Genomic DNA, 22,176 nt, shown 5'->3' with positions numbered 1-22,176 from the left:
ACAGAAAATCGAAGGCATGCCCGACGAATCATTCTTCCGCCCCGATGAAAAGGGCGCGATCGGCAAGTTCTTCGCTCCCGTAGCCGGATATGGCGTGACCATCACGTCCATGTTCGAGCCCACCGTGACCGAACAGTACCCCTTCGACCCGCCGGTTCTAGCCCCCCGCTTCCACGGTCGTCACCGCCTAAACCGTTACGCGGACGGCCTCGAAAAGTGCATCGGCTGTGAACTCTGCGCCTGGGCCTGCCCGGCAGACGCCATCCTAGTGGAAGCTGCCCCGAACACCCCGGAAGCACAGTACTCACCCGGTGAGCGCTACGGTCGCGTCTATCAGATCAACTACCTACGCTGCATCTTCTGCGGTATGTGCATCGAAGCCTGCCCCACCCGGGCACTGACCATGTCAAACGACTTCGAACTAGCAACCCACGATCGCACCTCACTGATCTACGAAAAGCAAGACATCCTCGCGGACCTGCAGGACGGCATGCTAGCCGCCCCGCACCCCATGGTGGAAGGCACCACCGACGGTGATTACTACCGCGGTGCCGTCACCGGCCCCACCCAGAGTCAGATCGACTGGGTTCGGGAAAATCGTCCCGAAGATCCCACCCTAAACTCCGCCACTGTGGTTAAGGAGGCCCAGCGATGACCGAAACCGCAAGCGTCTTTACGATCACCTCAGGAAACTGGGGCGAATTCGTAAAGTTCTGCATCCTGGCCCTGTTCATGATCGGATGCGCCATTGGCGTGGCCCGCTTCAAGCGCGCTGCCTACGCCGCCATCTGCATGATCGGTGTCATGGTTGGCTACGCCCTCATGTACCTGCTAAACGGTGCCGAATTCATGGGTATCGTTCAGATCGTGGTCTACACCGGCGCGGTCATGATGCTCTTCCTATTCGTCCTCATGCTGATCGGTATCGGTGCCACCGATAACTACCGACAGGGACCCGCCGGACCGCGCGTTGTCGCCTACGGCCTATCCTTCCTGCTAGTAGTTGTCCTAGGCTTCACCACTTACCGCCAGTTCAGCACTAGCCCGCCCCAGATGAAGCCTGGCACTGATTACAACAGCATTAAGAACCTAGGCGAGACCCTGTTCCAAGAACACGCCTTCACCGTGGAACTTTCTGCCATCTTGCTAATCACCGCCGCCCTAGGTGCCCTGCTACTAACCCACGCCGACCGAATCACCCCGATTCGTCGCCAGCGTGACGTAGCCGAAGCCAAGATGGCCGCCTACGCCGCTCAGGGACGTCACCCCGGTCAGCTACCCGCTCCCGGTGTTTACGCTGAATCGAACGCCTTCGACGTGCCCGCCATCTCTGGTGAAACCCACGCTCCGATTGAAGAATCCGTCCCGCGCGTACTGCGAGCCAAGGGCATCAACCGGACCGTCGGCGAGATTTCACCCTTCGTGGCCCAGCACCTACTGGCCAACCGCACCGGCGACCCCGCCCAGGGCCTACACGGACCCGCCGCCTCCCGTGGCATCCCGCAGTCGGGATCCTGGGGCATGCCGGGCGCTGCCGCCCCGACCGGTCTAAACCAACCAACCAAGGCGTTAGCCCCTGCCGACGCTGAAGACACCACCAAGACTGAGGAGGAGAAATGAGCCCCATCTGGTACGTGTTACTAGCCATCGTGCTTTTCGCGATCGGTGCTAGCGTCGTCTTGACCCGTCGTTCCGCGGTGCTATCCCTAATGGGCGTCGAAATCATGCTTTCCGCCGCGAACCTCGTGTTCATCATCGGTGGCCGCATCCACGCCAACGCTAACGGTCAGGTCCTAGCCTTCTTCGTCATGGTCGTCGCGGCCGCTGAAGTAGTAGTCGGCCTAGCCATCATCGTGTCCATCTTCCGAGCCCGCGGGACGACCTCGCTAGACGAGCTCAGCCTGCTAAAGAACTGAAGGGTGGAAAATGCTTAACCTACTAACCGCCGCCAGCAACGTGGTTGCCCCGGTGCCCGCCACCGGCCTAGCGACCCAAGCATGGCTGATGATTGCTATCCCGCTAGCATCCTTCACCTTCCTGATCCTAGCCGGACGTGCCACCGACAAGTGGGGACACTGGGTATCCTGCGCCGCCACCGCCACCTCCATGGTGCTGGGACTGGGCATGATCATCCAGGCTCTAGGCCTACCCGCTGACCAGCGTGTACAGAACATTGACCTGTTCACCTGGATCCCCGCCGGTGAACACTCCATCAACTTCGGCCTGCGGATCGACCCGCTATCGCTAACCTTCGTCGGACTAGTTACCTTCGTTGGTTTCCTCATCCACGTTTACGCCATCGCGTACATGGAGCACGATAAGGATCGTCGCCGCTTCTTCGCCTACCTCAACCTCTTCATTGCCGCCATGCTCACCCTAGTCCTAGGCAACAGCTTCGCGGTCCTATTCGTCGGTTGGGAAGGCGTCGGCCTGGCCTCCTACCTACTCATCGGCTTCTGGAACTACCGACTCGATTACGCTAAGGCTGCTAAGAAGGCCTTCGTAATGAACCGTGTCGGTGACGTTGGCCTACTACTAGGCATGATGGCCATCTTCGCTGCCTTCGGCACCCTGGACTACACCCGCGTGTTCAGCAGCCTAGACTCCATCACCACCAACCAGGCCACCATGATCGGCCTCTTCCTACTACTGGCCGCCTGTGGTAAGTCCGCACAGTTCCCCCTCCAAGCCTGGCTAGGTGACGCCATGGCGGGCCCGACCCCCGTGTCAGCCCTAATCCACGCCGCCACCATGGTTACCGCCGGTGTTTACCTCATGGTCCGGACCGGTGGCATCTACGTGATGACCCCCGTCGCCACCACCTTCGTCGCCATCATCGGTGCGATCACGCTGCTCTTCGGCGCGATCGTCGGTTGCGCTAAGGACGACATCAAGAAGGTCCTAGCGGCCTCCACCATGAGCCAGATCGGCTACATGATGCTAGGTGCCGGCCTAGGTCCCATCGGTTGGGCCTTCGCCATCTTCCACCTACTAACCCACGGCTTCTTCAAAGCCCAGATGTTCCTTGGTGCCGGCTCCGTCATGCACGCCATGGGAGACCAAACCAATATGCGTCGCTTCGGTGCCCTCAAGGGCGCCATGAAGATCACCTGGATCACCTTCGGCATTGGCTGGCTAGCCATCCTAGGTATCCCGCCGTTCTCTGGTTTCTGGTCCAAGGACAAGATCATCGAGGCCGCCTTCGTCGCCGACACCGCCGGTGCCTGGCAGCCCTGGGTACTAGGTTTCGTCGCCCTAATCGGTGCCGGAATCACCGCCTTCTACATGTCCCGCCTATTCTTCATGACCTTCCATGGGGAAGCCCGCTGGACCACCGAAGCCGAAGGCGAACCGGTACACCCGCACGAATCCCCGGCCCTCATGACCGTCCCCATGATCATCCTGTCGGTCTTCTCCGTGGCCCTAGGTGGCGTCCTCGCCATTAACGGTGCCTTCGTGACCTGGCTCGAACCGGTAACCGGACACGCCGAACACGGCGAACCCGTCCTCCCGGCCACCGTCATCATGGTGCTCACCCTGGCCGCCATCGCGGTCGGTGTGGTCTACGCCTGGTACCTATACGTCAAGCAGCCCGTCAACAAGGCCGTACCTGCCGGTAATGGCCTTGTCCACGCGGCCCGCAACGACATGTACCAAGACCAGATCAACGACACCCTGTTCGTGAAGACCACTGAAGCCGCCGCTACCGGCGTGAACTTCGCAGACCGCCACCTCGTCGATGGGGCAGTACGCGGAATCAGCGCCCTGGTTCGCGGGCTGGGCTCATTCACCGCGCCCACCCAAAACGGACACATGCGCAGTTACGCCTCATACACCCTGCTCGGTGCGATCGCCCTGCTAGCGACCGCCTTAATCGGGCTGCTCTAAGGCGGAAGGAAAAGAAATGGAAATCCTAAACTCCTCCACCCACTTGCTCACCATTGTGACCGTCTGGCCACTACTGGCAAGCATCCTGATTCTGGCGATCCCCGCCGCCCGTCGAAACGGACGCAACCTAGGTCTAGGCGCCGCAGTCATCGAACTAGCGCTCATGATCGTCGTTGCCACCCAGTTCGACTTCGGCCACGCGGGCAATGCCTACCAGCTAGCAGAGACCTACTCCTGGATTCCGCTTTTCGGAACCTCCTGGGCCATGGGTATCACCAGCCTCTCCCTAGTGATGCTGCTGCTAGCTGCCGCACTAGTACCGCTAGTACTACTAGCCGAGAAAAACCTAGACCAGGATCCCAAGGACGCCGGCACCTACGCCGCTCTAGTCCTCATGCTGGAATTCTTCATGGTCCTGATCTTCGCGACCCGCGACCTATTCGTCTTCTACCTGGCCTTCGAAGCCATGCTGATCCCGCTCTACATGCTGATCGGCCGCTTCGGCCTCACCGAAGAACGTCGCGCTGCCGCCCTGAAGCTAGTCATCTACAGCTTGGTTGGTGGCCTGATCATGCTAGTGGGCGTCATCGCCCTGCCGATCCTGAACCCCGGCCCCGGCGCGTTCCTCTATGAGAACCTCCAGTCCGGCAAGCTCAGCACCGGTTCCGCCACCGGCGACATGCTCATCTTCTTGAGCTTCTTCATCGCCTTCGCGATTAAGGCCCCCATGTTCCCGGTCCACACCTGGTTGGCTGACGCTGCCGAGGCCGCCCGCCCCGGTACCTCCACGCTCCTAGTTGGCGTGCTGGACAAGGTCGGTACCTACGGCATGATCATCGTCTGCCTGAACGTCTTCCCTGGCCCCGCCAAGGTTGCCGCCCCCTACATCATCGTGCTGGCGATCATCTCGATCCTCTACGGTGCCCTAGCTGCCCTAGGCTCTAAGAACCTACTCCGCTTGATCTCCTTCACCTCCGTTTCCCACTTCGGGTTCATGGTGATGGCCATCTTCGTTGGTTCTCGCTACGCCCTGACCGGCGCCATGGTTTACATGGTCGCTCACGGTCTGACCATTGCGGGCCTATTCCTGCTCTCGGGCTTCCTCATTGAACGAGGTGGCACCGCTACCATCGCCGCCTACGGTGGCCTACAGCGCGTCACCCCGGTACTGGCTGGCACCTTCCTTATGACCGGCCTAGCCTCCGTGGCCCTACCTGGTCTCTCCGGCTTCGTTCCCGAATACATGATCCTTCTGGGCACCTGGCAGGTCCTTCCGTGGGCCGCTGCCATCTCTGTCCTCTCGGTCATCATCGCCGCGGTCTACATCCTCTTGCCTTACCAGCAGATCTTCACCGGTCCGCCAGAGAAGGCCATGAAGTTGACCGACCTTGATACTCGTGAGCGCGTCGTTATCACCCCGTTGCTGGTCGCGATGGTTATTTTCGGTGTCTGGGCTGCTCCGCTAGTCGGCACCCTAAGTAACTACTCTGACAGTGTCCAAATCACCAACGTTTCCGTGGAAGGGAGCAACAAGTGAACCCCACCGCTCAGATTGCTATGAACTGGTGGGCGCTGAGCCCCATCATTATCGTGCTGGGAACCGGCGCCGTCCAGGTACTACTGGAAGCCTTCCTCCCGGAAATGGCTCGCCGCCCCTTCCAGATCGTCACCAGCTTGCTGGCGATCATCGCGGCCTTCGTGATGGCCACCCTGAACTTCCGTGACCTACCCCAGCAGAGCGTCCCCATCGCCGGGGGAGAGCTACTCTTGGACTGGGTCGGGACCTTCGCGGTGCTCATCCTGCTGGTACTAGGTGCACTATCCGTCTTGGTCTTTGCTGACCGCAGTAGCCAGCTAGACGGTGCCTTTGCCGCCCAGCCCGCTGACCGCCCCGGCTCTGCCGACGAGCACCTATCCATCACCAAGCAGTACCAGCGCACTGAAATCTTCCCGCTCATGATGTTCAGCCTAGGTGGCATGATGGTCTTCGTACAGGCCACCAGCCTACTAACGCTATTCGTGGCCCTAGAAGTCATGTCGCTACCGCTCTACATCTTGGCAGCTTCAGCACGCCGCGCTCGCCTAATCTCTCAGGAAGCCGGCATGAAGTACTTCCTACTAGGTGCTTTTGCTTCCGCTTTCTTCCTCATGGGTTCGGCACTGTTCTTCCTCATGTTCGGAATGGTTAACGTGACCGCTATTCGTGCCGACGTGGTTATCCAGTTCGCCCAGTCCAAAGACGCCGGCGCGCTGGTCCTCTTCGTCCTGGCTGTCCTCATGATCCTAGTTGGCCTGCTCTTCAAGGTCGCTGCGGTACCGTTCCACGCCTGGACCCCCGATGTCTACCAGGGTGCTCCCAGCCCCGTCACCGGCTTCATGGCTGCCGGCGTTAAGGTTGCCGCCTTCCTAGCTATCATCCGAGTCCTACACTCGGTCAGCATTGGCGTCTTCCCCGGTATGCGAGCCTCCCTGTGGATCATTGCCGCCCTGACCATCATCTACGGTACCGTCATGGGTCTACGCCAGACCGACGTGAAGCGTATGCTCGCATACTCTTCCATCGCCCACGCTGGCTTCATCCTGACCGCCCTGACCGGCCAGAACGGTATCTTCAGTGGAACCGTCTCCTCGATCCTGTTCTACCTACTCACCTACGGTATTGCCACCGTCGGTGCCTTCGCGATCATCACCCTGGTTCGTGATCGTGATGAACAGGGCAACATCACCGGTGAAGCTACCAACATGACCCGCTGGAACGGCCTAGCTAAGGAAAGCCCGCTGTTGGCAGTCTCCATGACTATCTTCCTGCTGTCCTTCGCTGGTATCCCGTTGACCGCCGGCTTCATGGGTAAGTTCTGGTTGTTCTCTGACGCAGTCCGCATCGGTGCCGTACCGCTAGTGATCCTAGCTGTCTTGGCCTCAGCTGCGACCGCCGTCTTCTACTTCCGTCTAATCCGGAACATGTTCTTCTACGAACGTGACGACCGTTCGGTCGTAGTTGCCTCTGAAGGGTTCGCACTGTTCGCTATCGCTTTCAGCGCGCTAGCCACCGTGCTCCTAGGCATTATGCCCACTCTAGTTATCAATCTGCTCTCTTAGCAGTTAACCTATTAGGGTGAGCACTATTCAGCCGAACCTAGACATGCCTGAACTGCAGCAGCGGATCGAACCGCTGCTGCAGTCAGTAGAGGAACTACTACTAGAACAGGTGCAGGGATCTTCCGACCTCGTAGACCCCCTAACCAAGCACCTAGCAGTCGCTGGCGGAAAACGCATGCGCCCGCTACTAGTGATGCTCTGCGGCCAGATCGGCCCCCAACCCGACCCAGAGCACCTAGTTAAAGCCGCCGCCTCCGTGGAACTAACCCACCTAGCGACCCTCTACCACGATGACGTCATGGACTCTGCCCCGCAGCGTCGTGGCGTCAGCGCCGCCCAAATCGAATGGGGCAATAACCGAGCCATCCTAGCCGGTGACGTCCTCTTCGCCCGGGCCTCCCGCCTAGTGGCCGCCCTGGGCCCCGAAGCAGTAGACTTCCACGCCGCCACCTTCGAGCGCCTCTGCCTAGGCCAGCTCAATGAAACCTTCGGCCCCAAGCAGGGCGAAGACAAGGTGGACTTCTACCTCCAAGTGCTAGCCGATAAGACCGGCTCCCTTGTTGCTTCCGCCGCCTCCTTCGGTGCCATGTTCAGTGGCGCCAGCGAAGAGATCCGCGAAGCAGTCGCCCTCTACGGTGACCGAGTTGGCGTTGCTTTCCAAATCGCCGACGACATCCTAGACCTAACCTCTCCCGGTGAAGTCAGTGGTAAGACCCCCGGTACCGACCTACGCGAAGGCGTCGATACCCTCCCGGTCCTACTACTGCGTCGCCAAGCCGCCAATGGGGAAGGGGACTCTGCCGTCGCCCAGATCCTAGACGCCCTAGCTGGTGACCTCAGCTCTGATGAAGCCCTGGCGCACGTCGTTGGCCTCATCAAAGAAAATCCGGTCATGGAAAAGACTCGCGCCCTAGCTAAGGAATGGGTCGACTCAGCGATCGACGCCCTTGGCCCCGTCCCCGAAGGGGAAGCCAAGGAAGCCCTCGTGGCCTTCGCGAACCTCATGGTTGACCGCGTTTCCTGACCCCCAACTAGGTCCCGCGCGAATTAGCGCATAGTGAGATTTCCCCGAATCCTTAACCTGCGCCCTCGTAACCGTTAAAATAAGGGCAGTCTAACTTTCCAAAATAGGAGGCAAACTTGTCTGCACGCCCGCTTCATGTTGCTGTAATCGGTGCCGGTCCCGCCGGTATCTACGCTGCGGATATCCTTTCCAAATCTGAACTAGATGTTCGGATCGACCTATTTGAACGCCTCCCCGCCCCCTACGGCCTAGTCCGCTACGGCGTCGCCCCCGACCACCCGCGTATCAAGCAGATCATCACCGCGCTCTACCGCATCCTACAGCGCGGCGACATCCAGCTGATCGCCAACGTGGAGGTCGGCAAGGACATCACCGTCCCCGAACTACAGGAACGCTACGACGCGATCATCCTGGCGACCGGTTCTGACCGTGACGCACCCCTAAACATTCCCGGTGTGGACCTCCCGCAGTCCTTCGGCGCCGCCGACTTCGTGGCCTGGTACGACGGCCACCCGGACTACCCGCGCACCTGGCCGCTAGAAGCCAAGGAAATCGCCGTCCTCGGCGTTGGCAACGTGGCCCTAGACGTGGCTCGCGTGCTAGCCAAGCACCCCGAAGATATCCTCACCACCGAGGTCCCCGCGAACGTCTACGAAGGCCTAAAGAATAGCCCCGTCACCGACGTGCACGTCTTCGGCCGCCGCGGCCCCGCCCAGGTCAAATTCACCCCGCTGGAACTGCGCGAACTAGGCGAAGTTCCCGACGTGGACGTCATCGTTTACGAGGAAGACTTCGACTACGACGAGGGCTCCCAGGCTGCCATTAAGGCCTCTAACCAGACCAAGATGGTCGTCAAGACCCTCACCAACTACGCCATGGTCCCGCCGGAAGAGCACACCGCCTCCCGCCGCATCCACATTCACATGTTCCACTCGCCGGCAGAGATCCTTGCCGACGAAAACGGTAACGTTCGTGCCCTGAAGACCGAACGCACCGAACTGGATGGCACCGGCAACGTCAAGGGCACCGGCGAGTTCGTCGAAACCCCCGTCCAGGCCGTCTACCGCGCCATCGGCTACTTCTCTTCCCCCGTCGAAGGCCTACCTTTCGACAATAAGCGCGGCGTGATCCCCTCCGTTTTCGGTCGCGTCACCGACGAAAAGGGCAATGTTATGAACGGCCTGTACGCCACCGGCTGGGTCCGTCGTGGCCCGGTGGGCCTGATTGGCTCCACCAAGTCTGACGCTGCTGAAACCATCTCCAAGCTGGTCGAGGACGCGCAGGCCGGCCGCCTAGCTGCCACCACCGACCAGGTCGGTCACCAGGCCACCCTAGAACTGCTAGATAGCCGTGGCACCAAGTACACCACCTGGCATGGTTGGGAACTACTGGATGCCTATGAGCGCAAGCTGGGCGAAGAATTCGGTGAACTACCCGAAGGCCGTGGTATGCGTGAGCGTGTGAAGGTCGTATCCCGCAAGGCCATGACCGCGATTTCCCGCGGCGAAGAGGTCCCGGAGGATCTGATCGGGGCCGATGGCGAATAGGCCTAGCCGCTAGCTAACAGTCGATTGCTTATGTCCGAGGAACCTACAACCGGTACTTTCGGTGGGCTCAGTTTTGCGGTCGGGGTAGTTACCGACCCGGGTCGTCGTCGCCCTCATAACGAGGACGCCTACCTAGCACAGGCCCCCTGGTTCCTAGTTGCCGACGGCATGGGCGGACACCAGTCCGGGGCCCTAGCTTCCAGTGCGGTAGTGCGGGCCTTTACGGAAGTAAAAAGGCGCGTGCCCGTTTCCGAACGCACCTTACGTAAGTGCCTAAACGCGGCTGCCCGCTATACGGATCAACTAAGCACGCAGACTTTTGACGCGCCCGGTTCTACCGTTTCGGGTTTAGTTTTCGGTTCCAGCGCGACCTCGGAAACCAAAACCGTTGACCAGTTGCTAGTTTTTAACGAGGGTGATTCGCGCACCTACCGCTTCGTGGGCGGGCAGTTGGAGCAGATTACGACTGACCATTCACAGGTGCAAGAACTGGTTGATGCGGGTCTGATGACCCCGCAGGAGGCGCGGGTTAGCACCAGTCGGAATGTAATTACACGTGCGCTGGGAGCCATGAGTGGACCTTATGCTCACGCTGATATTTTTACGATTCCGGTCCGCGTGGGGGACCGCTTCCTAATCTGTTCTGACGGCCTGAGTGACGAACTGGAAGATCAGCAGATCAGAGCCCTGCTGCTGGAACATGAGGACCCGCAAGAGGCTGCTCACCGTCTGACGAAGGCCGCTTTGAACGCCGGCGGGAAGGATAATATTACGGTCCTAGTACTGGATTTACTGGCGGGCGCAGGTGCGTGAGATGGGCGCTTTTGATCCGAACTTTGACCCAGAGATTACGCTTTGGCCAGAGGATGACCCCAGCGAAACCGGGCTAGGGGAGCATACCTCCTTTCCAGAGAATACCCAGTTCCCTTTAAAACCCGGAAGCGTGGTCACTGGTCCGCGTCTGCTGGCAGTACTGTGTTCAGCCGGGCACATCAACCGGGTGGAGGCCCAGTTTTGTGCTCAGTGTGGGGGACCGCTTCAAGATGAACCCTGTTGGGTGCCGCGTCCAGTCCTAGGGGAACTGGTTTTCCCCGGTGAATATCGGGTGCCGGTACAGATTGATCTGGTTATTGGACGCGATCCGCGGGCGGTGGAAGATTCGCGCCCGGCCCCGGCCTTGGTGAAGGTGCATAGTCCCAATAATGAGGTCTCTCGTAGTCACTGCCGTATCCAGGTCGATAACTGGCAGGTAAGAGTAGTCGATTTGGGAACCAAAAACGGTTCTTTACTAGTAAAATCAGGTTTAAAGCCCACAGCTCTGGTAGCATTTACGCCAGTTCTACTTCATGATGGGGACCAACTGATACTCGGTGATGGAGTGTCATGCTATTACAAGGAGGTGCTGTAGATGCCAACCCCTGCTGCGCCTCCAAAGATCCCCGGCATGACTTTCCGTGAGCACCTCGGTTCCGGTGGTTTCGCGGACGTTTTCCGTTACGAACAGGAAGTTCCGCGCCGAATGGTGGCGGTAAAAGTTTGGCGTGGCCAAGGCGGTCCCGAAGCCAAACGCGCCTTTGAGGTCGAAACAAACCTGATGGCCCAGATCGCCGCCCACCCGGCGGTAGTTTCAGTTTTTGCCGCCGGTAAGACTAAAGATGACCGCCCCTACCTGGTGATGGAATACTGCCCGCCGCCGGACTTGGGGGCTCGCTGCAAAAAGCAGCCCATGAGCGTGGCCCGCGCACTAGAGGTCGGTATCCTTCTAGCCGGTGCGGTTCAGACTATGCACCAGGCGGGGATTATCCACCGCGATATCAAACCTGCTAACGTGCTGCTGACCCGCTACGAAAAGCCTGTGCTAACTGACTTTGGGATCGCTTCTTCGGCCGTGGCTTCAAACTCGGCCGCGGGTGGTTTTTCTTTGCCGTGGGCGCCGCCCGAACAGCAGTCCGAATGGGGCGTAGTAGGCCCCTGGACTGATATTTATTCCCTTGCGGCTACGATCTACACTTTCTTGACCGGGCACCCGCCCTTCGTGATCCCGGGTGGGGACAATACTGAGTTCGCTTTGATGGACCGCAGTGCCCGCTCTGAGGTGACGCCACTAGCACGCGACGATGTTCCTCCGGAACTATTCCGTATTTTGCTGGCGGCGCTTTCTCCACGCCCAGACCAGCGCTACAACAGTGCCCTTGAGTTTGCTTACGCCCTCCAACAGGTGCAGGAACACCTAGAACAGCCTGTCACCACCATGGAGGTTTTGGGGGCTTCTTCCTACGAGGAAGTATCCACCCAGGGGCCGATCCCCGATGTGCGAGCTAATGAGAATGAACTCAAGCCAGAAGTTGGCCGCCAAGCGCTAGAGAACCTAGAGCACACCATCCAGGCCTCTGATGAGACTCGCATGTCCCTGCGAGTCCTAGCCCCCGGCATGCAGTCGCAGTTGCCACCCTACTGGCAGGTTGACCCGCGTTCCTCAACCCTAGAAACCCCGCAGCTGAAAAAGGCCTCCTTGGCTCGTCGAATTGTTCCCTGGGCGGCGGCAGTGGCCCTCTTGGGCGGTTTCGTGACCGCCGGCTGGTATTTCTGGCCGGAAGCCCGTTCGGAAAAAGAGACCACCCAGTCCACGGAAGACTCGGATCAAAACGAAGAAGCGTCCTCGCCAACTGTGGATGGGGAAGAAAAGAACAGTGGCGAGTTCACCTACCAGGGTGATACCTTCAGCACGGAAGGACCTTCTGGAGATGGCTCCTCTTCGCTAGATAATCCACCAACGTCTCCCCAAACCAATCCGGTACACGCCTCAATCACCGATTTCAAAGGTGAAAAGGTGGGTAGCATTTACAGCCTAACTTGGGATATCTCTGGAGTTGAAGATTCTTCCATCACTCCCAGCTATCGAGTGATACATAAGGTAGACGGCGTTGAGCAGGGCCCGGCGAAAGAAATCTGGGCCCGGTCGGCAATTTTTGACCTGGTAAAGGGTGAAAACTGCTTCGTGATGGCTGGATTCTTAAACGGCGTCCAGGTCACCTATACGCGCACTGCTTGCGTCTACTACAAGGGAGATACCCAATGACGGAGGAAGTAACTCAAACTCAGGATCCCGTGCGCCCGCTAGTGATTAATTACTGCGGGGAACGCTACCAGGTCTTCCCCGGGGAAACCTTTGATATTGGCCGCGAGGGTGACCTATCCGTTGACGATAATCCTTACCTGCATCGTCGTTTCCTGCGGGCCATTCACCATGAGGGACTCTGGTGGCTAGCGAACCTGGGCAACCGACTTTCTGCGACCCTAGCCGAATCCGGTGGGGCCGCCCAGTCGTGGTTGGCTCCGGGGGCTCGTCTACCGTTAGTGTTTCCCCACATGACGGTGGTATTTACGGCCGGCCAAACCACTTACGAGGTTGAGTTTGAGACGCCGAACGCTGATTTTGTGGTTACCCCGGTGACCGAGGCCGTAGGGGAGACCACCGTTGGTGGCGTAACCCTGACCGCTTCGCAAAGGATGATGATCCTGGCCCTGGCAGAACCGATGCTTTCGAGGATTGGTTCCGGCACGGTTGATATTCCGAAGACTGCGGATGCGGCTGCCCGGATTGGGTGGACCGAAACTCGCTTTAACCGCAAGATTGATAATGTCTGCGAAAAACTTGACCGCAGTGGCGTTAAGGGCCTACGTGGTGGCCGGGGCGGCAACGCCATGCAACGACGGGCCCGCCTAGTTGAATATGCGATTGCTGCCCGTCTGGTCACTAAAGAGCACCTGCCCCTGTTGGACCGTGAATACGCCCTAAATAATCCAGAGATTCCGGGGGCCTAGGGGACGGAGCGGGTATCTGCTCAAAGCGTCGGGTATCCGTTCGAAGCGTCCGGTATCTGCTCAAAGTGTTAAGAGCGAGCCTTTTGGCTTTGCCAGCGCCGATCTGCGTTTTTAGTTTTTATATATGAATCAGGCCGGTAGGGGAGCAAGCGTTATTGCTTTACCCTACCGGCCTGATTAGTAGTGTGAATGCTACTGCTGATTGAAGGAGACGAATCCCTGTACGTAGAAGTGGTTCTTATCGTAGGCTAGGAAGATAATTCGCTCTGAGGTCTTCAGGGGTTGAATGGTGCCCTTCTGATCAGCATTCTTGAAAGTACCTTCGGGGCGTCCCATGGTAGCTTCGGCAATACGGGTCTTAGGGTTATTCTGATCCAGGTGGACCTTAGTTACCTTAACCTCCGTCGGGTCGATCTGGGAACCAGGGAAGGCTTCACCGGTTGCTAGATCTCGCTTATCGCCGGCCCACATTTCGTCCGTGGTAAAGGACTGCTTATTTCCATTTACGGTCAGGGTAACGGTTCCGTATCCTGCCGGGACGTACATCGTGTGGATGACGTCAGGGCTTAGACCCATCAGGGTTAGCGAGTAGGTCTTACCGTAGCAGTCCAAGAAGTCTTGCAAACCAGCTTCGTTGTCGGGACGTTCTTCCTCGATGCACTTAATCGGATCGAAGCTCTTTACCCACTCAGGGTAGGGATCATCGGTCTTGGGACGAGGCGGCAGATAGGCAAGGGCACCTTCACTTGAGGTGTTGTCGTTATCTGAGGAATTCGAATCAGAATCCTTCTGATCCTTTTCTTCTGCCTGATCCTGGTTCTTCTTCTGATCCTTCTTCTGATCTTTGTCTTGGGTTTCAGAGGAAGACTTCGAATCTTTCGAGTCATGATCTGCCTTACTGCAGGCAGTCATCGATAGAGCTGAAGCGGCGATGGTGGTGGCAACTAGGAATCGTTTGGTGAAATTTTTCATTGGGGTGGTCTCCTTTCGGTGGGTACAGTCTAACAAACCTAGGAATCATCTGGTTCCAGATTCGTTATTTACTTCAGTTAGCAGCTCCCGGCGATTCCAAGATTTGGTAGCAACCGGGAGAACTGCGAACGGAAGGGCTGTAACGGGGCCGTTAACTACTGGATGAAACCCTGTAGGAAGAAGCGGTTACCGTCGTGAGCTAGGAAAGCAAAGCGCGGTGGAGTCTGAAGGGGCTTCACTTCCTGAGTGCCGGAAGCGTTCTTAGCGATACCTGCCCCACGAGAAAGCTTCACACGAGCCACGGAACGTTCCGGGTCATCCTGGTTTTTGTGGTATTCCAAGATTTGAAACTTCGTGGCAGGTAGGGCCAAGCCAGGAATGTTCTGGCCGCCGGTGAGCACATCATTAAGGTCTGCACTCCAGAACTCTGAGTTGGTAACCTCGCGGATCTTACCGTTCTGATTTAGCTTCACGGGCTTGTAATCAGCCGGTACGTACATGGCGTGAAGGATATCCGTATCTAGACCCATGAGGGCAGCGGAGTAAACCTTCCCATAGCAGTTCAGGAAGTCCTGAGCACCAGCCTGGTTATTAGGACGAGGCTTAGTGATGCACTTTTGCGGATCGAAGTTCTCCATCCAAGCCGGGTAGGGAGCGACATTAGAATCGCGGGTCGGCATGTACGAGGGATTCGAGGAACCGCCTGCGGTTAGACTGCCAGAATCGCTGTTACCAGAGCTGGGCTTTTCAGCTTCGTTCTGCTTTGCCTGATCCTTACTGTCCTTCTGATCAGGCTTTTTAGAATCAGAAGCCTTCTGTTCGGTCTTCTTCTCTTCAGACTTCTTTGCGTCCTTCTTATCGGTGGACTTTTCTGAGCTGGTGGACTTATCCGACTTCTTGGGGGCATCATCGCTGCTCTTATCGCAAGCGCCTAGGGATAGGGCAGATGCTAGAACGGTCAAGGCTACTAGCCCTTGCTTCATTTTGGTGTTCATGGGAGTCCTTTCAGGTCTGTAATAACTTGAACACTTACAGACTAGGGGAGGGGGAGCTCCTTTGTGTCATTAATGGGGAGGAATACCCATTAACGAGGTTGCGCACCTCGCTTTATGAAATATTTAGGACTCACCAATAAAACCTAGTAGGCTTCAGCCTTCTATACGGGTTGCGGACCTCCTTAAGGTCAGCATAAAAACCGGTATCTTTAAGTTCTGAAACCTTCTAAACTGAACTCTAGAAAGAGCTTGAATCTCTGGGAAAACTCCAGAATTTAAGTAAACCCAAACAAGGCGGTAAACATGACCCCCAATCAATCAGCTGCAGGAAGCAACTTCTTTAAGCCGGCTTCATTAGGTAAGCGAATCCTGGCGGGAGTAATAGACGGTGGCATCGCCCTACTCCTAGTGGTCCTAGCATTCGTCCTAGGTACCGACAATGCTGAGCTAGTTGTCGGTGATGGCAATGTTTATTTTGAAGGTGACATCTACAGTGCTTTCCTAATCTTTAACGTATTAGCCATCATTTACTTGAATGTCGCCCTGTTCATGGTTATTTTCTCTGGAGCTAGTTTGGGTGACCGGGTAGCCGGAATTCGTAGCATCAGTGCAAAATCTAATGGAAATCCAGGATTCAGGAGTTTCGCAAAGCACTTTGTTTATCTAGTGCTCTTTGTTGTTTTCTCGATCGTAACCGTCCTGCTTTCATCAGTAGTAGCTGAATCAGTTGCCATGTTGTTGGTGGTTGCCGCGGTGGCTTTCTTAGTAGTAGTGATTCCGCAACTCTTCCTGTTCGGCGATTACCGTCGAAATTGGGTTGAAGCAATGTTCGGCTTGCGGACCATTGATGCCCGTACGTCGACTGTTCCAAACAATCTAGGTTCCTCAGCGGCAAACTACAGCGCCCCTGTTTCCCCTGCACCAGTTGCAGGTTCAGGACTGCCGCAAGACTTCCAACCCATGGGGTATGGGGAAGCAAAACCGTACGGGGCTAAGCCAGAAATGGGGTACCCCCAGTCGCAGGTAGTTGAGTCGGTTCCTTTTTACGCGCCTTCAGCGCCGGATAATTACAACCAAGTACCGGCTTCAGCCCCGACAACGCCGAATAGCTACAACCAAGTACCGGCTTCAGCCCCGACAACGCCGGACAACTACAATCAGGCGCAGGCTTCACTCCCGGTGGCAGAGCCGGTCGCCGAATGGCAACCGCAGGTTCATGAGCATCAGCAAACTGTAGAGAGCTACGTGATCAGCGAAGTGCCCAAGGCAGAAACCAACGAAAACCCGGAAGCAATCCACCAAGTCGCAGAACCGCTTCCCTCTTCGGAAGAAGCTTTGCAGAATCCTCAAGTTGAAGAAACCTACCCTGAAACAGAATCGGAGCCAGTTGTTGCAAATACTGATGATTGGGATTCTGAACTTGAAAAGACGGTATTCCGCCCGCGTTATACCAACCAGGATGTTCCAAAACTAACCCTGGACGACGGTACGCAGCTCACGCTTGCCCAACCGTTCGTGTTTGGTCGGGGACCGGCTGCTAAAGACGGACAGGTAGCGTATAAGCTAGAAGATCCTAGCTTCTCAGTCTCTAAAACCCATCTATTAGTTGAAGTTAATGATGGGAAAGTTATGGTTACTGATCTGAACTCCACCAACGGAACGAAGATCAAGAATCCGGATGAGGAAGAGAAGTGGCTTAACCCGAATGAGGCTACGGCATTGCAATCGGGCTCTGTGATCCACCTCGGGGAACGCACAATTACACTTTCTTAAAACTGTCCAATACCGCCGTCGTTAAAGATCTCGCATGAGATTTATGTGGCTAGACGAACCCTAGATCCTTCTGCTAAGCCCTGAATCCAATTGGCTGGCAAGTCTCGCCTCCTTCGGGAACGCCTCAAATAGCTGGCCTCAGGCCTAAACCTAACCTAAGAGAGCCAAAACAAAAGCAGGGGAGCGGCGCCTTAAGCGCAAGCTCCCCTGCAAAAGTTTTATGAAACGACTCAGCGGTAGTTCACGAACTGCAATGCCGCATCCAAGTCCTTACCCTTCAGTAGGGCAATAACTTCCTGCAGGTCATCACGAGACTTCGAAGAGCAACGCACTTCATCGCCCTGGATCTGAGCCTTCACGCCCTTCGGGCCCTCATCGCGAATAATCTTGGTGATCTTCTTAGCGATCTCCTGGCTCAAGCCTTCCTTCAGTCCACCAGAGAGGACGTAAATCTTGCCGCTGGGCTTCGGTTCCTTATCGCCCAAATCGAGGGCCTTCAGACTGACGCCACGCTTGACCAGCTTTGACTGTAGGACGTCAAGGATGGCCAGTACCCGCTCGGCACTGTTGGCCTGCATGGTGACCACGTCACCTTTGAGCTCAATGCTGGCATCTACACCACGGAAGTCGTAGCGCTGGTTAACTTCTTTAGCTGCCTGGTTAACCGCGTTATCAACTTCTTGACGGTCAACCTTTGAAACAATGTCGAATGATGAATCAGCCATCAGACCTCCTAAAACAGTACGAACCGAAGACCTATCCCCACTAAAATCCGAAAAACCTTCCGGTTTTAGCCAGCTATTCTTGCCGAGGGGGCGCTGCCACTTAGGCGGCGAATCTTACGGTATTTGGTTGCTATATTATGCCTTTATCCTATCGAAAAAACTGAATGTGAGCAGGGACGCGTTTTTTCGGTTGGTAATCCTAGGGGAAACTTTGCTATGCTATACCGGCAACAGTGAAGCGGGGAAACCTGCTGAACCGTTCACCCGGTGGGTTGCCCGAGCGGCCAAAGGGAGCTGACTGTAAATCAGCCGCGCAAGCTACGGGGGTTCAAATCCCTCACCCACCACCGCTTCTTTTTAGAGAAGCAAAGCACGTGAGAGTTCTTTCACGAACCGTCCGGTTGCGAAACCAGTGATGGAGTCGGTAAAGTTTTTCGCGTTGCCCCGATAGCTCAGTAGGCAGAGCGTCTCCATGGTAAGGAGAAGGTCAAGGGTTCGATTCCCTTTCGGGGCTCTGGTAGTGGCCGAATATCGGTACCGCCAAAGCGGCGGGGTAGCTCAGCTGGTCAGAGCGCACGACTCATAATCGTGAGGTCGCGGGTTCGAGCCCCGCCCTCGCTACCAGAAACGAAAGACAGTAGCCGCCCGGAGCGGCCAATCAACAAAGTGAGGAACTAACGTGGCAAGCAAGTCTTCTGACGTTCGCCCGAAGATCACTCTGGCATGCTCTGAGTGCAAGGAACGTAACTACATCACCAAGAAGAACCGTCGTAACACCCCGGATCGTCTGGAACTGCAGAAGTACTGCCCGCGCTGTAACCGCTCGACTTCCCACAAGGAAACCCGCTGAAACAGCCGGTCGCAGACCGAAAGCTTTAAAAAAGCCGTCACCCAAAAGGTGGCGGTTTTTGCTATCCCCAAAACCTTCCGAAAATCCATCCCAAAGACCCTTACACAAATGCAGACCCCCAAATCGAGGATTACCGAATTCCAAATCGGGGATTACAGCATCCCCAACTGAGCGGGGAAACCCTGCACCTTCCGAACCCCTAAGGTAGCCTAAACACATGCATTCACACTTCAACGGCCTCAAAACCGCCATGCTGATCGCAATCATGATCTTCCTACTGTCTCTGATCGGCTGGTTCATCTCCGTCTCTACCGGTTCCATGATCTGGTTCTGGGTCATGCTAGTTATTGGCGTGGTCACCACCGGCTGGAGCTACTGGAACTCAGACAAACTAGCGCTGCGTCAAATGCGCGCCTACCAGGTAAGCGAAGCAGAAGCCCCCGCCCTGTACCGGATCGTCACCGAACTATCCCAAAAGGCCGGCAAGCCCATGCCTACCATCTGGGTCTCACCCCAGCCGCAGCCGAATGCCTTCGCTACCGGCCGTAACCCGGAACATGCCGCCGTCTGCTGTACTGAAGGTATCCTCAGCCTCCTTGACGAGCGTGAACTGCGCGGCGTCCTTGGTCACGAACTAATGCACGTCTACAACCGTGACATCCTGACCTCCTCTGTTTCCGGTGCGATCGCCGGTGTCATCACTTCCATCGGGCGAATGTTCATGTTCTCTGCCATGACTGGGATGGGACGAGGTCGACGCGACCAGCGAAGCAACCCCCTAGGTGCGCTTCTATTCGCCGTCGCTGCCCCCTTTGCGGCAGCTGTCATCCAGCTGGCCGTCTCACGTACTCGTGAATACGACGCCGACGAGGATGGTGCCAAACTAACCGGGGACCCGCTAGCCCTAGCCAGCGCCCTAAAGCGACTAGAAACCGGGATTCCGGCCAACCCCATGCCGCGTAACGGAAACACTGAGATCGTCTCCCACATGATGATCGCTAACCCGTTCAATATGGCCAGCCTTTTCTCTACCCACCCGCCCATGGAAAAGCGCATCCGCCGCCTAGAAGAAATGGCCGGATATTAATCCCGAATTGCCTGTTAGCGGAAAGCTAGCTCAGAGCTCACAAATCGTGCCCCCTGCCACTGCGTGCAGGGGGCACATTGCGTTAATCTCTAAAGCATGGCTGATTTTCCAATTGCACCCGTCGCCAACGCCGGAGCCGCTTGCGGCCCCTGGGAACCCGACGGTGAACTAGTAAACGTAACCCCCGTCCCTTCAAACCGAATCAAGGTGAACCCGGAAGCTCCCACTTTCGCGGATCTAACCACCCTCGGCGTGGGCGGAACTATCGAAAAATACCTCGAAGTCTCAACTGAAGCAGACTTCCTCCAAGCAATCAAAGAAGCAGACGAATCCCAGCAGCCCCTCTACGTGATCGGTGGCGGCTCCAATACGGTAGCTCCCGCCCAGCACTTCCCGGGCACTGTTATCCGTGACCTCCGCCAGGAAATGGACGTCGAACACGATTCCGCCTGTGGTGGTGTCTCTGTCCGTGTCACTGCCGGCCTACCCTGGGATGACTTCGTCGCACACGCTATCTCAAACGGCTGGATGGGTGTAGAAGCCCTCTCTGGGATCCCCGGTACCGTTGGTGCCGCCCCCGTCCAGAACATTGGTGCCTACGGTCAAGAAGTTGCCGAAACCCTAGCTTCCGTGCGCGTCTACGACCGTCTAGAGCAGCGGGCACACCAGCTGGCCCTCAGCGATCTAGAACTCGAATACCGCAACTCTCTACTCAAGCGCTCCCTCAGCGACCCGAAGGTCGGCGGAGGCCGCGTCTGGGGCCCCACCGGACGCTGGATCGTCCTAGAGGTCGGTTTCCAAATGCGTCACGCCACCCTCTCAGCCCCCATCCGCTATGAGCAGCTAGCTCAGGCCATGGATGCGAAGGTAGGGGACCGCGTGCCCGCCCACGAACTCCGCCAGGCCGTGCTAGAGATCCGTCGCCGTAAGGGCATGGTCCTAGACGATCAGGATCGTGACACCTGGTCTGCCGGTTCCTTCTTCACCAACCCGGTCATCCCCACCGAGAAGCTTGCCGAGCTCCCCGACGACCTACCGCACTACGATGTTTACGATCGTGCCCTAGCCACCGGCATTAAGGGCCGCGCCCCGAAGGTCAAGGGAGTTCAGAAGGTCTCTGCTGCCTGGCTAATCCAGCACGCCGGCTTTGAACCCGGCTTCGCCCTAGAAGGCTCCCAGGCGGCCCTGAACTCCCGCCACACGCTGGCCATCACCAACCAAGGCGGTGCCAACGCCACCCAGGTTTGGGACCTAGCAGAACACGTAATCGCGGGCGTGGAAGACAAGTTCGGGATCAAACTAGAACCCGAGCCGGTCTGCCTCAACAACTTCCTAGGGGAACAGAAGTGAAAATCGCAATCGCAGGTGCGGGAGCCATGGGCTCACGCTTCGGCTACCAACTCAAAAAAGCCGGACAGGACGTCACCCTGATTGACCCCTGGACCGACCATGTGGAAGCTATCCGGGAACACGGCCTCCAGGTTGACTACGACGGTCAACTAGACAGCGTCGAAATCCCGATCCTCTACCCGCAGGAAGTCACCGAAAGCTACGACCTGGTCGTCTGCTTCACCAAGGCCCTGGGCCTAGATGCCATGCTGGCAAATATCAAGCCCGCCCTGGGGGAGCACACTCGCGTCCTGTGCCTACTAAACGGCCTCGGACACGAAAAAACCGTCGAAAAGTACGTCCCGGCAGAAAACTTCCTAATCGGTAACACCATCTGGACGGCCGGCCTAGACGGGCCCGGAAAGGCCCACCTCTACGGTTCGGGTTCACTGGCCCTACAGAACGTGGTCCCGGGGCATGAAGAGCAGGCTAAAGAGGTTGCTGAACTATTGGATCAGGCTGGCCTGAACGCCACCTTTGATGCTAACGTCCGCTACTCCATTTACCGTAAGGCCGCGCTGAACGGTTGCGTTAACGGCGTGTGCGCACTGCTGGACTGCAACCTTGGTAGCTTTGGTAGCACCGATTCAGCCCCCGTGATTATTCGCGAGGTCGTCTCTGAGTTCGCTGCGGTCGCCGCCCAGGAAGGGATTATCCTGGACCAGCCCGAGGTGGTCTCTTACGTTGAGTCCATCTTCAGCCCCGATTCGATTGGGGAGCACTTCCCGTCACTGCACCAAGACTTGGTACAGAAGGGACGCCTAACCGAGATTGACTTCATTAATGGGGCTATCGCGCGTCAGGCCGTGGAATACGGCTTCCGGGCACCCTACTGCGAGCTAATCACCCTGCTGGTGCACTCGAAGGAGCAGATCCTAGGCGCGAAGTAAAGCTGTCTAGAATAACGCTAGCTAGAAGGCCGGACGGGTAAAACGTAATAACCGAACACGCAAAACGTAAGAACCTAGGGGTTGCTTCGTTGCATGCCCAAGGCTCAGCCAA

20 protein-coding genes and 3 tRNA genes are annotated in these 22,176 nt (G+C 57.2%); 20 read left to right on the top strand and 3 right to left on the bottom strand.

The features are described from left to right. Positions 1-16 precede the first annotated feature (16 nt). The 12 genes from nuoI (at position 17) to BSR28_RS00815 (ending at position 13,383) form a co-directional block, all read left to right on the top strand. Positions 17-655, top strand: a complete 639-nt coding sequence (gene nuoI, locus BSR28_RS00870) for an NADH-quinone oxidoreductase subunit NuoI (protein WP_073708759.1) — start codon at positions 17-19, stop codon at positions 653-655. Next, positions 652-1,620 (top strand): NADH-quinone oxidoreductase subunit J, encoded by a 969-nt coding sequence (locus tag BSR28_RS00865; protein WP_073708564.1) that lies wholly within the window; start codon positions 652-654, stop codon positions 1,618-1,620. Before nuoI ends, BSR28_RS00865 begins: the two co-directional genes overlap by 4 nt. Next, positions 1,617-1,916 (top strand): NADH-quinone oxidoreductase subunit NuoK, encoded by a 300-nt coding sequence (nuoK, locus tag BSR28_RS00860; protein ID WP_073708565.1) that lies wholly within the window; start codon positions 1,617-1,619, stop codon positions 1,914-1,916. Before BSR28_RS00865 ends, nuoK begins: the two co-directional genes overlap by 4 nt. Positions 1,917-1,926: 10 nt before the next feature. Then, the gene (nuoL, locus tag BSR28_RS00855; protein ID WP_073708566.1) at positions 1,927-3,888 is read left to right on the top strand and encodes an NADH-quinone oxidoreductase subunit L; all 1,962 of its coding nucleotides are present in this window, start codon (positions 1,927-1,929) and stop codon (positions 3,886-3,888) included. A 16-nt stretch (positions 3,889-3,904) separates the two neighbouring features. Further along, positions 3,905-5,425: a complex I subunit 4 family protein gene (locus BSR28_RS00850; RefSeq protein ID WP_073708567.1), complete on the top strand. Its 1,521-nt coding sequence runs from the start codon at positions 3,905-3,907 to the stop codon at positions 5,423-5,425. Further along, positions 5,422-6,987: an NADH-quinone oxidoreductase subunit NuoN gene (gene nuoN / locus BSR28_RS00845; protein ID WP_331203621.1), complete on the top strand. Its 1,566-nt coding sequence runs from the start codon at positions 5,422-5,424 to the stop codon at positions 6,985-6,987. Before BSR28_RS00850 ends, nuoN begins: the two co-directional genes overlap by 4 nt. Positions 6,988-7,003: 16 nt before the next feature. Next, the gene (locus BSR28_RS00840) at positions 7,004-8,011 is read left to right on the top strand and encodes a polyprenyl synthetase family protein (protein WP_073708568.1); all 1,008 of its coding nucleotides are present in this window, start codon (positions 7,004-7,006) and stop codon (positions 8,009-8,011) included. A 116-nt stretch (positions 8,012-8,127) separates the two neighbouring features. Then, positions 8,128-9,558 carry an FAD-dependent oxidoreductase gene (locus tag BSR28_RS00835; RefSeq protein WP_073713047.1) on the top strand — a complete coding sequence of 477 codons (1,431 nt, stop codon included), beginning with the start codon at positions 8,128-8,130 and terminating at the stop codon, positions 9,556-9,558. A 30-nt stretch (positions 9,559-9,588) separates the two neighbouring features. Beyond that, on the top strand, positions 9,589-10,371 hold the full coding sequence (locus tag BSR28_RS00830; RefSeq protein WP_073713046.1) for a PP2C family protein-serine/threonine phosphatase: 783 nt from the start codon (positions 9,589-9,591) through the stop codon (positions 10,369-10,371). 1 nt (position 10,372) lies between these two features. Next, positions 10,373-10,966, top strand: a complete 594-nt coding sequence (locus BSR28_RS00825) for an FHA domain-containing protein (protein ID WP_073713045.1) — start codon at positions 10,373-10,375, stop codon at positions 10,964-10,966. After that, on the top strand, positions 10,967-12,637 hold the full coding sequence (locus tag BSR28_RS00820; protein ID WP_073713044.1) for a serine/threonine-protein kinase: 1,671 nt from the start codon (positions 10,967-10,969) through the stop codon (positions 12,635-12,637). Continuing rightward, positions 12,634-13,383 carry a hypothetical protein gene (locus BSR28_RS00815; RefSeq protein ID WP_073713043.1) on the top strand — a complete coding sequence of 250 codons (750 nt, stop codon included), beginning with the start codon at positions 12,634-12,636 and terminating at the stop codon, positions 13,381-13,383. Before BSR28_RS00820 ends, BSR28_RS00815 begins: the two co-directional genes overlap by 4 nt. 192 nt (positions 13,384-13,575) lie before the next feature. Here the strand turns inward: BSR28_RS00815 and BSR28_RS00810 are convergent, their stop codons facing one another. Then, a complete protein-coding gene (locus tag BSR28_RS00810; RefSeq protein WP_073713042.1) occupies positions 13,576-14,355 on the bottom strand; it encodes a hypothetical protein in 780 nt (259 codons plus the stop codon). Between the two features lie 155 nt (positions 14,356-14,510). After that, complete coding sequence (locus BSR28_RS00805) at positions 14,511-15,350, bottom strand: hypothetical protein (protein ID WP_073713041.1); 840 nt, start codon at positions 15,348-15,350, stop codon at positions 14,511-14,513. A 303-nt stretch (positions 15,351-15,653) separates the two neighbouring features. On the opposite strand from BSR28_RS00805, the gene BSR28_RS00800 reads away from it, so the two are divergent. After that, on the top strand, positions 15,654-17,123 hold the full coding sequence (locus tag BSR28_RS00800; RefSeq protein WP_073713040.1) for an RDD family protein: 1,470 nt from the start codon (positions 15,654-15,656) through the stop codon (positions 17,121-17,123). A 230-nt stretch (positions 17,124-17,353) separates the two neighbouring features. Here BSR28_RS00800 and BSR28_RS00795 read toward each other — a convergent pair whose 3' ends face one another. Next, positions 17,354-17,848, bottom strand: a complete 495-nt coding sequence (locus BSR28_RS00795; protein ID WP_198928893.1) for a YajQ family cyclic di-GMP-binding protein — start codon at positions 17,846-17,848, stop codon at positions 17,354-17,356. Positions 17,849-18,114: 266 nt separating this feature from the next. On the opposite strand from BSR28_RS00795, the gene BSR28_RS00790 reads away from it, so the two are divergent. The 7 genes from BSR28_RS00790 to BSR28_RS00760 all read left to right on the top strand — a co-directional run bounded on the left by BSR28_RS00790 (position 18,115) and on the right by BSR28_RS00760 (position 22,064). Then, a tRNA-Tyr gene (locus tag BSR28_RS00790) sits at positions 18,115-18,195 on the top strand. A gap of 94 nt (positions 18,196-18,289) precedes the next feature. Then, positions 18,290-18,362 (top strand) — tRNA-Thr (locus BSR28_RS00785). 33 nt (positions 18,363-18,395) lie between these two features. After that, positions 18,396-18,472, top strand: a tRNA-Met gene (locus BSR28_RS00780). Positions 18,473-18,527: 55 nt separating this feature from the next. Beyond that, positions 18,528-18,698 (top strand): 50S ribosomal protein L33, encoded by a 171-nt coding sequence (gene rpmG / locus BSR28_RS00775; protein WP_073708578.1) that lies wholly within the window; start codon positions 18,528-18,530, stop codon positions 18,696-18,698. Positions 18,699-18,915: 217 nt separating this feature from the next. Then, positions 18,916-19,785, top strand: a complete 870-nt coding sequence (gene htpX, locus BSR28_RS00770) for a zinc metalloprotease HtpX (protein ID WP_073713039.1) — start codon at positions 18,916-18,918, stop codon at positions 19,783-19,785. Between the two features lie 96 nt (positions 19,786-19,881). Beyond that, a complete protein-coding gene (locus tag BSR28_RS00765; protein WP_083562820.1) occupies positions 19,882-21,135 on the top strand; it encodes a UDP-N-acetylmuramate dehydrogenase in 1,254 nt (417 codons plus the stop codon). Next, positions 21,132-22,064: a 2-dehydropantoate 2-reductase gene (locus BSR28_RS00760; protein ID WP_073713038.1), complete on the top strand. Its 933-nt coding sequence runs from the start codon at positions 21,132-21,134 to the stop codon at positions 22,062-22,064. The genes BSR28_RS00765 and BSR28_RS00760 overlap by 4 nt, the downstream gene beginning before the upstream one ends. Positions 22,065-22,176 lie beyond the last annotated feature (112 nt).

Origin of the sequence: Boudabousia liubingyangii, from assembly GCF_001907245.1 — a bacterium.
Taxonomy (GTDB): Bacteria; Actinomycetota; Actinomycetes; order Actinomycetales; family Actinomycetaceae; genus Boudabousia; species Boudabousia liubingyangii.
Note: the sequence above shows the minus strand (reverse complement) of the source record. Positions and strands in the feature narration are given on the sequence as shown.

What these genes read in the sequence shown, in the direction of transcription:
- nuoI (WP_073708759.1), top strand. Translation starts at nt 17, where the DNA reads ATGCCCGACGAATCATTCTTCCGCCCCGATGAAAAGGGCGCGATCGGC.
- BSR28_RS00850 (WP_073708567.1), top strand. Translation starts at nt 3,905, where the DNA reads ATGGAAATCCTAAACTCCTCCACCCACTTGCTCACCATTGTGACCGTC.
- BSR28_RS00765 (WP_083562820.1), top strand. Translation starts at nt 19,882, where the DNA reads ATGGCTGATTTTCCAATTGCACCCGTCGCCAACGCCGGAGCCGCTTGC.
- htpX (WP_073713039.1), top strand. Translation starts at nt 18,916, where the DNA reads ATGCATTCACACTTCAACGGCCTCAAAACCGCCATGCTGATCGCAATC.
- BSR28_RS00830 (WP_073713046.1), top strand. Translation starts at nt 9,589, where the DNA reads ATGTCCGAGGAACCTACAACCGGTACTTTCGGTGGGCTCAGTTTTGCG.
- BSR28_RS00795 (WP_198928893.1), bottom strand. Translation starts at nt 17,848, where the DNA reads ATGGCTGATTCATCATTCGACATTGTTTCAAAGGTTGACCGTCAAGAA.
- nuoL (WP_073708566.1), top strand. Translation starts at nt 1,927, where the DNA reads ATGCTTAACCTACTAACCGCCGCCAGCAACGTGGTTGCCCCGGTGCCC.
- nuoK (WP_073708565.1), top strand. Translation starts at nt 1,617, where the DNA reads ATGAGCCCCATCTGGTACGTGTTACTAGCCATCGTGCTTTTCGCGATC.
- BSR28_RS00815 (WP_073713043.1), top strand. Translation starts at nt 12,634, where the DNA reads ATGACGGAGGAAGTAACTCAAACTCAGGATCCCGTGCGCCCGCTAGTG.
- BSR28_RS00820 (WP_073713044.1), top strand. Translation starts at nt 10,967, where the DNA reads ATGCCAACCCCTGCTGCGCCTCCAAAGATCCCCGGCATGACTTTCCGT.
- BSR28_RS00825 (WP_073713045.1), top strand. Translation starts at nt 10,373, where the DNA reads ATGGGCGCTTTTGATCCGAACTTTGACCCAGAGATTACGCTTTGGCCA.
- BSR28_RS00865 (WP_073708564.1), top strand. Translation starts at nt 652, where the DNA reads ATGACCGAAACCGCAAGCGTCTTTACGATCACCTCAGGAAACTGGGGC.
- BSR28_RS00810 (WP_073713042.1), bottom strand. Translation starts at nt 14,355, where the DNA reads ATGAAAAATTTCACCAAACGATTCCTAGTTGCCACCACCATCGCCGCT.
- BSR28_RS00805 (WP_073713041.1), bottom strand. Translation starts at nt 15,350, where the DNA reads ATGAACACCAAAATGAAGCAAGGGCTAGTAGCCTTGACCGTTCTAGCA.
- BSR28_RS00800 (WP_073713040.1), top strand. Translation starts at nt 15,654, where the DNA reads ATGACCCCCAATCAATCAGCTGCAGGAAGCAACTTCTTTAAGCCGGCT.